This is a genomic window from Klebsiella sp. 141251 (assembly GCF_050600725.1).
Classification (GTDB): Bacteria; Pseudomonadota; Gammaproteobacteria; order Enterobacterales; family Enterobacteriaceae; genus Klebsiella; species Klebsiella aerogenes.
The window spans coordinates 292,118-307,711 of sequence record NZ_JAQIRG010000003.1; the positions used below are offsets into that span (position 1 = coordinate 292,118).

Annotated in this window: 13 protein-coding genes; 6 read left to right on the plus strand and 7 right to left on the minus strand. The window is 56.6% G+C overall.

Annotation, left to right across the window (positions count from 1 at the left end; all coding sequences use genetic code 11):
• Positions 1–33 precede the first annotated feature (33 nt).
• The 5 genes from rnd to PGR09_RS09135 form a co-directional block, all read right to left on the minus strand.
• Positions 34–1,149, minus strand: coding sequence for a ribonuclease D (rnd, locus tag PGR09_RS09115; RefSeq protein WP_161801895.1), 1,116 nt, complete (start codon positions 1,147–1,149; stop codon positions 34–36).
• A 241-nt stretch (positions 1,150–1,390) separates the two neighbouring features.
• Positions 1,391–3,076: a long-chain-fatty-acid--CoA ligase FadD gene (gene fadD / locus PGR09_RS09120; protein WP_015705923.1), complete on the minus strand. Its 1,686-nt coding sequence runs from the start codon at positions 3,074–3,076 to the stop codon at positions 1,391–1,393.
• Between the two features lie 208 nt (positions 3,077–3,284).
• On the minus strand, positions 3,285–3,866 hold the full coding sequence (locus PGR09_RS09125; protein WP_045390409.1) for a Slp family lipoprotein: 582 nt from the start codon (positions 3,864–3,866) through the stop codon (positions 3,285–3,287).
• Between the two features lie 38 nt (positions 3,867–3,904).
• Positions 3,905–4,600, minus strand: coding sequence for a tRNA (adenosine(37)-N6)-threonylcarbamoyltransferase complex dimerization subunit type 1 TsaB (tsaB, locus tag PGR09_RS09130; RefSeq protein WP_045390407.1), 696 nt, complete (start codon positions 4,598–4,600; stop codon positions 3,905–3,907).
• A 145-nt stretch (positions 4,601–4,745) separates the two neighbouring features.
• Positions 4,746–6,656 carry an ATP-dependent DNA helicase gene (locus PGR09_RS09135; RefSeq protein ID WP_045390404.1) on the minus strand — a complete coding sequence of 637 codons (1,911 nt, stop codon included), beginning with the start codon at positions 6,654–6,656 and terminating at the stop codon, positions 4,746–4,748.
• A 131-nt stretch (positions 6,657–6,787) separates the two neighbouring features.
• On the opposite strand from PGR09_RS09135, the gene PGR09_RS09140 reads away from it, so the two are divergent.
• A complete protein-coding gene (locus tag PGR09_RS09140; RefSeq protein ID WP_015366047.1) occupies positions 6,788–7,132 on the plus strand; it encodes a RidA family protein in 345 nt (114 codons plus the stop codon).
• Here the strand turns inward: PGR09_RS09140 and PGR09_RS09145 are convergent, their stop codons facing one another.
• Entirely contained in the window at positions 7,133–7,318 is a 186-nt protein-coding gene (locus tag PGR09_RS09145) for a YoaH family protein (protein ID WP_015366046.1), read from the minus strand.
• An 85-nt stretch (positions 7,319–7,403) separates the two neighbouring features.
• Between PGR09_RS09145 and pabB the strand changes: the two genes are divergently transcribed.
• The 4 genes from pabB to PGR09_RS09165 all read left to right on the plus strand — a co-directional run bounded on the left by pabB (position 7,404) and on the right by PGR09_RS09165 (position 12,595).
• Positions 7,404–8,759 (plus strand): aminodeoxychorismate synthase component 1, encoded by a 1,356-nt coding sequence (gene pabB / locus PGR09_RS09150; protein ID WP_315710930.1) that lies wholly within the window; start codon positions 7,404–7,406, stop codon positions 8,757–8,759.
• 3 nt (positions 8,760–8,762) lie between these two features.
• Positions 8,763–9,341, plus strand: a complete 579-nt coding sequence (locus tag PGR09_RS09155) for a CoA pyrophosphatase (RefSeq protein ID WP_015705928.1) — start codon at positions 8,763–8,765, stop codon at positions 9,339–9,341.
• 163 nt (positions 9,342–9,504) lie between these two features.
• Entirely contained in the window at positions 9,505–10,869 is a 1,365-nt protein-coding gene (sdaA, locus tag PGR09_RS09160; protein WP_015705929.1) for an L-serine ammonia-lyase, read from the plus strand.
• Between the two features lie 130 nt (positions 10,870–10,999).
• The gene (locus PGR09_RS09165; RefSeq protein ID WP_045390398.1) at positions 11,000–12,595 is read left to right on the plus strand and encodes an EAL domain-containing protein; all 1,596 of its coding nucleotides are present in this window, start codon (positions 11,000–11,002) and stop codon (positions 12,593–12,595) included.
• A 16-nt stretch (positions 12,596–12,611) separates the two neighbouring features.
• Here PGR09_RS09165 and yoaE read toward each other — a convergent pair whose 3' ends face one another.
• Positions 12,612–14,171, minus strand: coding sequence for a CNNM family cation transport protein YoaE (gene yoaE / locus PGR09_RS09170; protein WP_045390395.1), 1,560 nt, complete (start codon positions 14,169–14,171; stop codon positions 12,612–12,614).
• A gap of 445 nt (positions 14,172–14,616) precedes the next feature.
• Between yoaE and manX the strand changes: the two genes are divergently transcribed.
• Positions 14,617–15,582 carry a PTS mannose transporter subunit IIAB gene (manX, locus tag PGR09_RS09175; RefSeq protein WP_045390392.1) on the plus strand — a complete coding sequence of 322 codons (966 nt, stop codon included), beginning with the start codon at positions 14,617–14,619 and terminating at the stop codon, positions 15,580–15,582.
• The last annotated feature ends 12 nt before the right edge of the window (positions 15,583–15,594 follow it).

The window sequence follows — 15,594 nt, forward strand, 5'->3', positions numbered from 1 at the left end:
GCCGGTTTTTTATGGCCTGAATAGCGCCCGGCGCTAGCGAGGATAGTCGTTGAGCAGCGCTTTAAGACGATCGGCCATCAATTCGCCACGCCAGCCGGAAACCAGTTCTGGCTCACCATTTTTATTTTTAAGCTGCCAGTGCCAGTTCAGCAGTTGGTTTATCTGACGGCGCGACGCCAACAGCTCGGCGCTCACGCCCTTCTCCGCGCTCACTTCCTGCACCAGCGCTTTAATATCTTTAAAGGCTTTACGGTATCCCGGCATATCGATCAGGTTTTGCAGCGGCTCCGGCAGCGCCGATTCCGGCAAGGCCTGCGCTTTTTCAACCAGGCTAATCAGCGTTTTGCCGTGGAAGCGAATTTCGCTGCCGGATAAACCGAGGCTATCGAGCTCGCCGAGGCTGGTCGGCATATAGCGCGCCACGCTCCACAGATGCTCTTCGCGTACTACAAAGTTCACCGCCAGGTTACGCTCGCGCGCTTTGCGCAGACGCCACTCCGCCAGCAACTGCAGGCAGCCCAGCTGGCGCGTTCGCAGTTGCCAGGCATTGCCGATTTCCCGCCACGCATCCGCCGGGTCAAGGATTTCCTGACGGCGCTGCTGCATCAGGTGGCACTCGTTCAACGCTGCCGGCAGCCAGCCCGCATGGTCGGTTTCCGCCATTAATTTGCTGGCGATCGGCAACAGGTACCAGACGTCGGCGGCCGCATATTCGCACTGACGCTCGGTCAGCGGGCGGGCCAGCCAGTCGGTGCGTGATTCGCTTTTGTCCAGCGCGACGCCGGAATATTCTTCCACCATTGAAGCAAAGCCCCACGACATCGGGCGCCCGCAGAAGGCGGCCAGAATCTGGGTGTCGATCAGCGGCTGCGGCATCAGGTTGAACGCGTTGAGGAAGACTTCTAAATCTTCGCTACCCGCATGCAGGTATTTGGTGACATCCTGGTTGAGCAGCAGCTCGCGCATCGGCGCCCAGTCGTTGATGGTCAACGGATCGATCAGAGAGACCTGTTTGCCGTCGAACAGCTGCAGCAAACCAAGCTGCGGATAGTAGGTACGGGTGCGAACAAACTCGGTATCCAGCGCAACTGCGGGTGCCGAAGTTGCCGCTTCACAGATAGCGCGCAGGCCATCGTCGGTGGTGATCATCTGATAGTTCAAATCATACTCTCTTAACTTGCGCCCATAAAAAACGCCGGCTTAGCCGGCGCGAGATTAATCACAAACCTCATGCAATCGTTGGGCTTGCAGATTGCACCAGACAAATAACAAGGAAAATCAATTGATTGATTTTCGGCCAATCGCCACAAAGAAGGAAAAACCACGCTTTTTCCTTCTTTGTCAGTAATCTGGACACCGGCTAGCCGGCGCCTGGCGACTCACTCGTTGCTTAGCCTTTATTGTCTACTTTAGCACGGGCTTCGTCACGCAGTTCTCGACGTAAAATTTTGCCGACGTTGGATTTCGGCAGTTCATCACGAAACTCAACCAGCTTCGGCACCTTGTAGCCGGTCAAATGGCGACGGCAGAAAGTAATCAGCGCTTCTTCGGTTAACGCAGCATCTTTCTTCACGACGAAGATCTTCACCGCTTCACCGCTGCTGCCGGACGGTACGCCGACGGCGGCCACTTCCTGCACGCCGGAATGCTGCATGACCACATCCTCAATTTCATTCGGATAGACGTTAAAACCGGAGACCAGAATCATATCTTTTTTGCGATCGACGATGCGCAGGAAGCCTTCATCATCCATCACCGCAATATCGCCGGTATGCAGCCAGCCATCTTTAATGATTTCATCGGTGGCATCCGGACGCTGCCAGTAGCCCAGCATCACCTGCGGCCCTTTGATGCAGAGCTCACCCGGCTCGCCCGGCGCGACTTCATTATCATCGTCATCGACCAGCTTGGCTTCGGTCGACGGCACCGGCAGGCCGATGCTGCCGCTGTGGTAGTCGATATCATGCGGGTTGACGCTCACCAGCGGCGAGCACTCAGTCAGGCCATAGCCCTCCAGCAGATACTGGCCGGTCAGTTTCACCCAGCGCTCCGCAACCACCTGCTGCACCGGCATGCCGCCGCCGGCGGAAAGATGCAACGAAGAGAAATCAAGCTGCTGGAACTCTTTATTGTTCAATAGCGCGTTAAACAAGGTATTCACCCCGGTCATCGCGGTGAACGGATATTTTGCCAGCTCTTTTACCAGGCCCGGAATATCGCGCGGATTGGTAATCAACAGGTTCTGCCCGCCGAGTTCAATAAACAGCAGGCAGTTCATGGTCAAGGCGAAGATGTGGTACAGCGGCAGCGCGGTCACCACCAACTCTTTACCACGGTGCAGTAGCGGACCGTAGGTCGCATTCACCTGTTCGAGGTTAGCCAGCATATTGCGGTGAGTCAGCATCGCCCCTTTCGCCACGCCGGTGGTACCGCCGGTGTACTGCAGGAAGGCCAGATCGTCCGCGACGATTTCCGGCTTCACGTACTGCATACGGTAGCCATGCTGCAGGGCGCTACGAAATGAGATGGCGTCCGGCAGATGATATTTTGGCACCAGCCGCTTAATGTACTTCACCACGAAGTTGACCAACGTTCCTTTAGCGGTGGAGAGCTGATCGCCCATCCGCGTCAGGATGACGTGTTTTACCTGGGTTTTATCGACTACTTTCTCCAGGGTATGTGCGAAGTTGGAAACGATCACAATCGCCGCCGCGCCGCTGTCATTGAGCTGGTGCTCCAGTTCGCGCGGGGTATACAGCGGGTTAACGTTGACGGCAATCATTCCGGCACGCAGGATCCCAAACAGCGCCACCGGGTATTGCAGCAGGTTAGGCATCATCAGCGCGACGCGATCGCCCTTCTGTAGCCCTAATCCTTGCTGGAGATAAGCGGCGAAAGCACGGCTGCGCTCTTCCAGCTTACGGTAGGTCATCACCTCGCCCATGTTGATAAATGCCGGCTGATCGGCATAACGGGTGGTGGCGTGTTCAAACAATTCAACCAGGGATTGATAGCGGTCAGGATTTATCTCCGCTGGGACATCGGCGGGATAACGGTTTAGCCAAACCTTTTTCACTGCTTCACCTCTGAAATAGTTATTCGTCGTCATCACAGCCCCTGATCAACAAACATTTTGTTAACATTATATTAACTCAGCGTACCAGTTTATTAATTAGGCGTTTTTCAGGTTGCGAAGCGCGTCACTATTTATTTTTCTTATGAGACTAAAAAACACGAAACAGCGGGCTAGCCGCTGTTTCTATTCCATTATAAAAACAACAAAATCATTCCGTTACGACATTTCTGACCTCGGCCGGTCCCGGGTTATACCAACCCCAACCGCCGTATCCGTAGCCCCAGGGGCGTGGGCCGAGCATCCACGGGTCGATGGGCTGCGGCGGCATCACCACCTGCTGCACCACGTTCCAGCGCTTATAGCCGGTGGCGTTCATCAACATGAATTTATAGGGGGTGGCGCCAACTTTTCCGTCGACGACGCCGCTAATCGGCCCAACCACTGTCACCAGCTGGCCGCGGAAATCGACCGGGTCGAGGAAACCGCTCACGTCGGCGAGGATACGGCCGCGTGAAGGTTCCCCCAGTTCCGGCCGCGCGCCACTATCCAGCGGTACGGTGGCAATCTCTAAGCGGGTTTTCCCCTGCTGATTCTGCACGTTGACAACCTTACCGCCAAAACGCGCTTCCTGGCCGATATACAGCTGCGGCGCGTTCATCACCCGTACTAAATCCTGCTGCGGCGTAGGGCTGGTGCCTTTAATAACATCCGGCACCGACACGCAACCGCTTAGCGCAACGGCGACCGCCGCGGCTAACAGCCAACGAACGCCCTGTTTTTGACCCGCCATGATGCGACTCCTTCTCTCAGTCTTCTCTCTACTGAGATTCACTCGCGGCCAGGAAGTTTCTTCCACGCCACTTCGTTTCGCAAATAAACTGGTTCCGCATGCTCAACGGCCACGGTTTTTCCCGCCGCAAGCAGTTGGATGGCCAGCGGTAGCATATCTTCTGCCGCCGGCAGTTCAATCTCGCCGCTGCTTAAAATCAGCCCGCTCTCTTTCGCCAGATCCGGCCAAGCCTGCCAGCCGGTGCCGACGGTAGCCCATTCGCCGGAAAGCCGCGCCAGGCGTTCGGCAACCGCAGCCGGTTTGAGGACCGCTTCAGTTTCTTCGCCGTGCCAGACGCCATCTTCGTCGCGCTGATACTCGGCCCAGTAGACTTCGCCCATACGCGCGTCAATGGCCGCCAGCACGCGAGTAGCGCCGGTTTTGCGCCACGCGCCCTGCGCCATCGTCGCCAACGTAGAGACGCCAATCATCGGTAGCTCCGCGCCCAGCGCCAGTCCTTGGGCAATGCCGATACCAATACGTACGCCGGTAAAACTGCCCGGCCCGCGGCCAAAGGCCAACGCGTCAAGTTCATTCAGCGTAGTGCCGCTTTCAGTGAGGACCTCCTGCACCAGCGGCAGGATACGTTGGGTGTGTTCGCGAGGACAAATTTCAAAATGGGCGCTCAGGGCGCCATCATTCCACAGCGCCGCGGAGCACGCCTCCGTGGCGGTATCGATAGCCAAAATTCGCATGGGTGGTCACGCTCTCATTACATATTCCAGGTTTTAGGGCGATACATTCATCGGCGGGCGGACTCACCGCCGCCGTACCGTCCTAAATCCATTGGGCATAGCTGATTAACAAAATGGCGCGCAGCTTATCACATTTTACTGCGGATTACCTTGCCGGCGGCACGGCGAGGAAGCGCACCGCCCGGCGGATATCGCGGGTCCGCGGCGCGGGTGGCAGGCTGGCCAGGAACACGGCGCCGTAGGGCCGCATCACCAGCCGGTTGTCGCAGATAACCAGAACGCCGCGATCGTCAATATCGCGGATCAGGCGCCCCACACCCTGTTTGAGGGTAATGACGGCATCCGGCAGCTGAACTTCATCAAACGGATCGCCGCCGCGCAGTCGGCAGTCTTCCATTCGCGCTTTGAGCAGCGGATCGTCCGGTGAGGTAAAGGGCAGCTTATCGATAATCACCAGCGACAGCGCGTCGCCGCGCACGTCAACCCCTTCCCAGAAGCTACTGGTCGCCACTAATAGCGCATTGCCGGCGCTAACAAACTGCTGCAGCAGCTGGCCTTTGCTGGTCTCTCCTTGTAGCAGTACCGGCAGCGTCATGGTGGCGCGAAACTGCTCCGCCAGATCGCGCATCATGGCATGCGAGGTGCAGAGCATGAAGCAGCGTCCATCATTGGCCTCAATCAAGGGTTTCAACATGGCCGCCAGATGACGGGCAGCACCGGGCTGGTTCGGCAGAGGTAGGTTACGCGGTACGCAGAGCAGCGCCTGATGCTGATAATCAAATGGGCTGGGCAACAGCAGCGTCTGCGCGTCATCAATGCCGAGACGAGCGGTAAAGTGGTGGAGATCGTCGTTCACCGACAGCGTCGCCGAGGTAAAGATCCAGCTCCCCGATTTTTGCGCCATCACCTCTTTAAACTTCTCGGCCACCGTTAACGGCGTCAAGGCGAGGGTAAAATGACGCGACGTGCATTCATACCAGTAGCTATAGCCAGGCTGATTGATCTCTTTGAGCCGCTTCAGGCGCCCGCGATAGAGCGTCGCGCGCTCAAAGGCGGCGTCGAGCAGCGCCGAGCGGCCAAGGGAGAGTTTAGCGACGTCGTAACACAGTTCAAGCGCGTCATCGAGCAGCAGCAGCGCGCGCTGAATGTGGCTATCCGCCAGCAGTTCGCGCAGGTTGCCGCGATAGCCCGGATCGCCCAACTGCAAACGGAAATCCTGCGCGCTTTGCGCCAGACGATCGGCGCATTTTTGCAGCTGTTGGGTATCTTTTAGTTCGGTACGGTAGGCAATGGTGATGTCTTTGGCCAAATCCAGTAGCTGGCGGCTGGAGAGCGACTGGCCAAAATACTGGCTGGCGATATCCGGCAACTGATGGGCTTCATCGAATATCATTACTTCCGCTTCGGGGATCAGTTCGGCAAAGCCGCTCTCCTTCACCACCATATCGGCAAGGAACAGGTGATGGTTGACCACCACTACATCCGCATCCATCGCCTTCTTACGCGCTTTCACCACAAAACAATCTTTGTATAACGGGCAGTCGCTGCCGAGACAGTTATCGTTAGTGCTGGTCACCAGCGGCCAGGCCTGAGAATCTTCGGCGACGCTGGCGCAGGTGCTGATATCGCCATCCTGCGTCTGATTAGACCAGGAGCGCAGAAGTATAACGTCACTTAACGTTTGTACCGGCAGATCGCCGCCCGCCAGCGCCTGCTGCTCAAGGCGTTCAAGGCACAGGTAGTTTGAGCGCCCCTTTAATAGCGCCAGTTTACCGGTGAATTTCAGCGCTTTGGCGACGGTCGGCAGATCGCGGCTATAGAGCTGATCCTGCAGCGCTTTCGAACCCGTGGAGATGATCACCTTTTTCTTCGCGCGCAGCGCGGGCGCCAGATAGGCGTAGGTTTTACCGGTGCCAGTCCCTGCTTCCACCACCAGCGGCCGGGAGGCTTCAATAGCTTCACTCACCGCTATCGCCATCTGGCGCTGCGGTTCACGCGGCTTAAATCCCGGTATCGCCATGGCCAGCTGGCCGTCTGCTGCAAAATCGTCGATCACGTTGCCCCCTGGTTATTTGGACAGTGATTATGTCAGGGAGGATGGCGTTTCGCCAGCCCGGGTAGTGACGCGGGCGGAACATTGTGGCAGTCTTGCCGCAGCCAAATGGATAGAACAAAGAGGAAAGATAAATGACAATTACGCGTATTGATGCCGAAGCCCGCTGGTCTGATGTGGTGATTCACAACCAGACTATCTACTACACCGGGGTGCCGGAAAACCTCGACGCCGACGCGTTTGAGCAGACCGCCAATACCCTGGCGCAAATTGACGCGGTGCTGGAAAAACAGGGCAGCAATAAGTCACGTATTCTTGATGCCACCATTTTCCTGGCCAACAAAGATGATTTTGCGGCGATGAATAAAGCCTGGGACGCCTGGGTGGTTGCCGGTCACGCGCCGGTGCGCTGCACCGTACAGGCAACCCTGATGAAGCCGCAGTATAAAGTTGAGATCAAAATCATCGCCGCGGCGTAATTACTCGTCTTCGTCGTCATCTTCGAAGCGCGCTACGATCCGGTCGCCGGTATGCGTGGCGCGCAGTTCATCGGCCACCAGGGCGATTGCCTGGCCGCTGCTCATCCCCTGCGCCATCAATTCCTGAATACGTTCGACCGCTTTTTGCTGTTGCTCATGGCTCAGCGAAGGTAAACCTGCAAACATCACTCACTCCTGCTACATTGTGGGGCGTAATTATTTCACGCCGTCCGCCATTTCGCCAGTGGGCGGCACATTAGGATCGAGGTTAATGTTGTCCCCCGCTATTATTACCCTGCCCTGGCGCCCGGATGCCGCCGAACGCTATTTCGCGCCGTTAAGCGCCACGCCGTGGGCGATGCTGCTGCACTCAGGCTTCGCCGACCATCCGTATAGCCGTTTCGATATTATCGTCGCCGAACCGCGCGCGACGCTGGTTACCCGCGGCGAGCAAACCTGTGTCTGCGACGGTGAAGGCGAATTTGTCTCGCAGGACGATCCGCTGCAGCTGCTGCAACAGCAGTTGGATCGCTGTCAGTTAACGCCGCAGGCCGATGAAAACCTGCCGTTTCTCGGCGGCGCGCTGGGGTTATTCGGCTACGATCTTGGCCGTCGCTTTGAACGTCTGCCGACGCAAGCGCAGGCTGATATCGCCCTGCCGGAGATGGCGGTCGGCATTTATGACTGGGCGCTGATCGTCGATCATCAACGCCAGCAGGTATCGCTGCTCAGTTACGACGATCCGCAACAGCGCCTGCAGTGGCTGGAGTCGCAAACATGTGAGCCGGGTGAAGCATTCGCCCTGACCTCCTGCTGGCAATCGAATATGAGCCGCCAGCAGTACGGCGAAAAATTCCGCCAGGTGCAGGCGTATCTGCGCAGCGGCGACTGTTATCAGGTCAACCTGGCGCAGCGTTTCCAGGCCCGCTACCGCGGCGACGAATGGCAGGCATTCTGTAAGCTTAATGCCGCTAACCGTGCGCCGTTCAGCGCTTTTATTCGCCTGCCGGAAGGGGCGATTTTAAGCCTGTCTCCGGAACGTTTTATTCAATTGCATCAGGGTGACATCCAGACGCGCCCCATTAAAGGCACGCTGCCGCGACTCGATTCCCCGCAGGAGGACGCACGCCAGGCGGCGACGCTCGCCAACTCGCCGAAAGACCGCGCCGAGAATTTAATGATTGTCGATCTGATGCGCAATGATATCGGCCGCGTCGCTGTGCCGGGCAGCGTTCGCGTACCGGAACTGTTTGTGGTCGAACCGTTCCCGGCGGTGCATCACCTGGTGAGCACCATCACCGCACGATTGCCTGCTACGCTTGATGCCAGCGATCTGCTGCGCGCGGCCTTCCCTGGCGGCTCCATTACCGGTGCCCCGAAAGTTCGCGCCATGGAGATTATCGATGAACTTGAACCGCAGCGACGCAACGCATGGTGCGGCAGCATTGGATATCTCAGCTTGTGCGGCAATATGGATACCAGCATTACTATCCGTACGATCACCGCCTGGCAGGGCCAACTGTACTGCTCAGCGGGCGGCGGTATCGTGGCGGACAGCGAAGAAGCCGCGGAATATCAGGAAACTTTTGATAAAGTTAACCGTATCCTGCATCAACTGGAGAGCTAGAACATGGCGGCTAACGCCCTCGATCTGGACGACTTTCTTTCCCGTTTTCAACTGCTGCGCCCGCAGCCCTCGCCGCAGTCGCTGAACCAGCGCCAGGCGGCGGTACTGGTGCCGATTGTCCGGCGCCCGCAGCCGGGGCTGCTATTGACCCAGCGTTCGCCGCTGCTGCGCAAGCACGCGGGCCAGGTCGCCTTCCCCGGAGGCGCAGTTGATAACACCGACGCTACATTGATTGCCGCCGCGCTGCGCGAGGCGCAGGAAGAAGTGGCGATCCCGCCGGAAGCCGTGGAAGTGATCGGCGTGCTGCCGCCGGTCGACAGCGTCACCGGCTTTCAGGTGACGCCGGTGGTCGGCATAATCCCCCCGGACCTGCACTATCATGCCAGTCAGGACGAGGTGTCTGCGGTGTTTGAAATGCCGCTGGAAGAGGCGCTGCGCCTGGGTCGCTACCACCCGCTGGACATCCATCGGCGCGGTAATTCTCATCGCGTCTGGCTATCGTGGTACCAACATTATTTTGTCTGGGGAATGACCGCCGGCATTATTCGCGAGCTGGCGCTGCAAATCGGCACTCGCCCTTAGCTATAATAAGTAATGCGAAGCCGCTCGCACTATTAGTAAAACCAAGGTTATCCATTAGTTTAATTCATGTGAATAGTTAAGCTGACAACCCGGTTCCCTCTTACACTATGCGCAGTTATTACATCGTTACCGCAACCGCGGTAACCCTGTCAGGAGTGTTATCGTGATTAGTATATTCGACATGTTCAAGGTGGGGATTGGTCCCTCATCTTCCCATACTGTAGGGCCGATGAAGGCCGGTAAACAGTTCGTCGATGACCTGGTCGAAAAGGGATTGCTTAATGAAGTGACGCGCGTCGCCGTTGACGTTTATGGGTCGCTTTCATTAACCGGCAAAGGCCACCACACGGACATCGCCATTATCATGGGGCTGGCGGGCAATCTGCCTGCAACGGTCGATATTGACGCGATCCCGGCATTTATCCGCGACGTTGAAACTCGCGGCCGTCTGCTGCTGGCAAACGGGCAACACGAAGTCGACTTCCCGGCGGATGACGGCATGCGTTTTCGTAGCGACAACCTGCCGCTGCACGAAAACGGCATGACCATCCATGCCTGGGCCGGCGAGAAAGAAATCTACAGCAAAACTTACTATTCAATCGGCGGCGGTTTTATCGTCGACGAAGAGCATTTCGGCAAAGAAGACGCGAGCGAACTGCAGGTTCCGTATCCGTTTAAATCGGCGCAGGAAATGCTGGGCTATTGCAAAGAAACCGGTCTGTCGCTCTCCGGCATGGTGATGCAAAACGAACTGGCGCTGCACAGCAAGCAAGAGATCGAAGCCTATTTCGAAAACGTCTGGCAAACCATGCGCGCCTGTATCGATCGCGGCATGAACACCGAAGGCGTGCTGCCGGGGCCGCTGCGCGTGCCGCGTCGTGCTTCGGCGCTGCGTCGCCTGCTGGTCGCCAGCGATAAACTGTCTAACGACCCGATGAACGTTGTCGATTGGGTGAACATGTTCGCGCTGGCGGTCAACGAAGAGAACGCCGCCGGCGGCCGCGTCGTTACCGCGCCGACCAACGGCGCCTGTGGTATCGTTCCGGCGGTGCTCGCCTATTACGATCACTTTATCGAGTCCGTCAGCCCGGATATCTATATTCGCTACTTTATGGCGTCCGGCGCGATTGGCGCGCTGTATAAGATGAACGCGTCCATTTCCGGCGCTGAAGTCGGCTGTCAGGGCGAAGTCGGCGTCGCCTGTTCAATGGCGGCGGCGGGCCTGGCTGAACTGCTCGGCGCCAGCCCGGAGCAGGTTTGCGTGGCGGCGGAGATCGGCATGGAACATAACCTCGGCCTGACCTGCGACCCGGTCGCCGGACAGGTTCAGGTGCCGTGCATCGAACGTAACGCTATCGCCTCCGTGAAGGCGATTAACGCCGCGCGTATGGCGATGCGCCGCACCAGCGAACCGCGCGTCTCTCTCGATAAAGTTATCGAGACCATGTACGAAACGGGTAAAGACATGAACGCCAAATATCGCGAAACCTCTCGCGGCGGCCTGGCTATCAAAGTGCAGTGTGACTAAAACGCGTCTGTGAAATGCGCCCTTTCCGGGCGCATTTTTCTTTTTCTCCCACCAACTTATCTTACCCACTACACTTGCTTTAAGCCGGCTGTTACTCTTATTCCTCTATTTAGCCGACAGGGCGCCGCGCATGCAAAATGCACAGAAGGTCATTTCGACATATCGCCGCAAGCGCATTCTGGTGTGCCTGGCCGTTGCATTTCTGACGCTTGCCGTCACCCTGACAATCCGATTTATTTCACAGCGTAGCCAAAATCAGCAGCGTATCCAGACGGTGACCCGCAATATGGTGATCGCGATGGACAATATCCTGCAACCGCTGGCGGCAAAACACGCTACCCTGCTAAGTATGGTCGGCAAACCCTGTCAGGATGTACATCTTGAACTGCGTAAAACCGCAGCCACGCTACAGACCGTGCGCTCAATCATCCTTGTTCAGTCCGGAATGGCCTACTGCTCCAGCATTTTTGGCCCGCGCCATGTGGCCATTCATCAGCTACAACCCACGCTGCCGACGGTAAAGCCGCTGCTGGCCTTTTCAACCGACAACTCACTGCTCAAAGGCACGCCGGTACTGATCCAGTGGTATCCCTCCTCCGTGAGCGGCGCCGACGGCGCGTTGTTAATTATTAATATCGAGCTGCTTGGCGAATTGATTCTCAAAGAAAAATCATCGCTCATAAGCGACATCAGCCTCACGGTAGGCAACAAGAGCTTTCTCAGCGATGTCGGCGTCGTCGAAAGTCATCAGTTGCCGGGTCTGCCGATAATTTACCGGCAAAGTTCCAGCCAGTTCCCCTTTACCATCAACATCAGCGGCCCGGGAGCCTCCGCGGTGGCCTTAGAAGAGCTGCCCGCTGAATTACCGCTGGCGCTGATGTTCAGCCTGTTGATGACCGGTATCGCCTGGCTGACGACCGCAGGACGAATGACTTTCTCGCGCGAAATAACCCTGGGTATCGCCGCCCACGAGTTCGAGGTATGGTGCCAGCCGCTGCAGGATTTACGCACCCAGCAGTGCTGCGGCGTGGAAATTTTGCTGCGCTGGAACAATCCGCGCCGCGGCAATATCTCACCGGATGTTTTTATTCCTATTGCTGAAGGCTACAACCTGATAGTCCCCCTGACCCGCTACGTCATCGCCGAAACCGCCCGCCGGCTACATTATTTCCCGCAGGATGCCAATTTTCATATTGGTATTAACGTGGCGGCGCGTCATTTCAGTAATGGCGAACTGCTGCGCGATCTGCACACCTATTGGTTCAGCGCTAATCCGGTACAGCAGTTGGTGGTCGAGCTGACTGAACGCGATGTCCTGCGTGAGGGCGATCACCACATGGCGGAGCACCTGCATTTTAAAGGCGTCCAGTTGGCCATTGATGACTTCGGCACCGGCAACAGTTCTTTGTCCTGGCTGGAAAAACTTCGCCCGGATGTACTCAAGATTGATAAGTCTTATACCGGCGCCATTGGCATTGATGGCGTCAACGCGACGGTGACCGATATGATTATCGCCCTGGCGCACCGGCTCAAAATCGTCACCATTGCCGAAGGGGTCGAAACTCAGGAACAGAAGATTTACATGCGCAGCCACGGCGTGGATTTACTACAGGGATATTATTATGCCCGCCCGTTACCGGTAGAGGATTTTCCGCGCTGGCTGGCGGAGGAGAAGCACCGTCTGGCGGCGACTGGGGGTAAAAAACAACCCGCCGGGCAAGTTTAGCCCGGCGGGTTCGACATTACTCTTCTTCGTCGTTATCGTGTACGGTTTTAATAACCCGTACCAGATCGACGCGGTAATCGTTCGCTTCAACAATGGTAAACTGCAGCGGCGGCAGTTCCACAACATCGCCTACCCGCGGGATATGGCCGTTCGCGGAGATAACCAGCCCGGCAACGGTAGCGATATCATCGTCTTCGTTGACCAGGTCGTCCAGCCCCAGCGCCTGCTGCAGCGCGTGGAGGTCGGTTGAGCCTTTGATTAACCACCCCTCGCCATCCAGCACAATTTCCGGCGTTTCATCCGCATCCGGGAACTCACCGGCAATCGCTTCCAGGACGTCCAGCGGCGTCACCAGCCCCTGCACCACGCCAAATTCGTTGGTGACGATGACAAAGCTACCGCGCGCCCGGCGCAGCACGCCCAGCAGGTTGATCGGGTCCAGCGTTTCCGGCACCACAATCGCCGGAGAAGCGGAAGCCATTGCGGCAACGTTCTCGCCCGCTTCCAGCGCCACCAGCATCTCTTTGGCGCGTACAATACCGATGATTTCATCAAGCTCGCCGCGGCAAACCGGGAACATGCTGTGCGGAGACGAAAGCAGCTGGCGACGAATTTCTTCTTCGCTCTGCTCAGCATCCACCCAGCTAATTTCGCCTCGCGGGGTCATGATGCTGCGCAATGAACGCTGCGCCAGGGTCAGCACGCCGTTAATCATATAGCGTTCTTCTTCAGCAAACGCGCCTTCCGGCACCGGCACTGCCGCCGGGCTATCGCTATCGTGCGCGACGGCCGCCTGTTTGCGACCGCCCATCAGGCGCAGAATCGCATCAGCGGTACGCGCGCGCAGCGGCAACGTCGACTGGTGGCGGATAAAGTTACGCCGCGCCACCTGGTTAAAGAACTCAATGGTTATCGAGAAGCCAATCGCCGCGTACAAATAGCCCTTAGGAATATGGAAGCCAAAGCCTTCTGCCACCAGACTCAGACCGATCATCAGCAGGAAGCTCAGACACAGCACGACAACCGTCGGGTGCTGGTTCACGAAGCGGGTTAACGGCTTCGAAGCCAACAGCATCAGGATCATCGCGATGACAACCGCAGCCATCATCACCGGCAAATGGTTCACCATGCCGACGGCGGTAATCACCGCATCAAGCGAGAAGACGGCATCCAGCACCACAATTTGTAGCACTACCACCCAGAAGCTGGCATAGCCTTTGCCGTGGCCAGCATCATGCTGGCGGTTCTCCAGTCGTTCATGCAACTCTGTCGTCGCCTTGAATAGCAGGAAGATACCACCGACCAGCATGATCAGATCGCGCCCGGAGAACGAAAAATCGCCTATGCTTATCAAAGGCTTGGTCAAGGTGACCATCCACGAGATAACCGAGAGCAGCCCCAGACGCATTATCAGCGCCAGCGACAGGCCGATGATACGTGCCTTATCACGCTGTTTTGGCGGTAGTTTATCGGCAAGGATGGCGATAAAGACCAGGTTATCAATACCCAGAACAATTTCGAGGACCACCAGCGTCAGCAGGCCAGCCCAAATGGTGGGATCCATTAAGAATTCCATGAGCGGCTCCCGTTAACGACAGCGGTAGTCATCGCGATGTCATGCACCGGCGAAACAATAGTTGCTGGTAAAAAAGCGTGTGAGGTAGAGGAGGCAGACGAGTGCCTGAGGGTGAAAAGACGTCGATGACGGTCCATACGGCGGGCTATGCCCTATACTCCTGAGTAATTAAACGGAAGCTAAACATAGCAAAATATAGCGCAGAATTGGCAAAAATTTACCTGTCTTTGCAATAGCTAAGGCTATTTTTTGCGCTGCGAAATTATTGATTATCGAAGCGTAATTTACGGAGCTCCATCACATTAATTATTTTTTCACTATCTAAAATAATTCGCGGTAGTAATTAAATTAGATCTTACACCCTTACTGAATCGATTTTTCCACAAGAGTGATTCAGGATGTATCAGACCAGATGATGCATTCACCATAATAACGGAGGTAGCAAGTGACGATTGCTATTGTAATAGGCACACATGGTTGGGCTGCAGAACAACTGCTGAAAACCGCAGAAATGCTGTTGGGCGAGCAGGAAAACGTTGGCTGGATCGATTTCGTTCCCGGTGAAAACGCCGAAACGTTGATCGAAAAGTACAATGCACAGCTGGCAAAACTGGATACCACAAAAGGCGTGCTGTTCCTCGTCGATACGTGGGGCGGTAGTCCATTCAACGCGGCAAGCCGCATTGTTGTTGATAAAGAAAACTATGAAGTGATCGCTGGCGTCAACGTCCCGATGCTGGTCGAAACCTTCATGGCCCGCGACGACGATCCGTCGTTTGATGAGCTGGTGGCGCTGGCGGTGGAAACCGGTAGCGAAGGCGTGAAAGCGCTGAAAGCCAAACCGGTTGAAAAAGCGGCACCGGTGCAGGCGGCCGCGCCAAAAGCGGCGACACCCGCTAAACCGATGGGTCCAAATGATTACATGGTGATTGGCCTGGCGCGTATCGATGACCGTCTTATCCACGGCCAGGTTGCGACCCGCTGGACCAAAGAGACCAACGTCACCCGCATTATCGTGGTCAGCGATGAAGTCGCCGCCGATACGGTGCGTAAAACGCTGCTGACCCAGGTGGCTCCTCCGGGCGTGACCGCTCACGTTGTTGATGTCGCGAAGATGATTCGCGTTTACAACAACCCGAAATACGCCGGCGAACGCGTCATGCTGTTATTTACCAACCCAACGGACGTTGAACGTATTGTTGAAGGCGGCGTGAAAATTACCAGCGTCAACATCGGCGGTATGGCTTTCCGTCAGGGTAAAACGCAGGTGAATAACGCGATTTCGGTCGATGAAACCGATATCGAAGCATTCAAAAAACTGAATGCCCGCGGTATTGAACTGGAAGCGCGCAAAGTTTCCACCGACCAGAAACTGAAAATGATGGATTTGATCGCCAAGGTAGATAAATAACCCGGCGCTCGC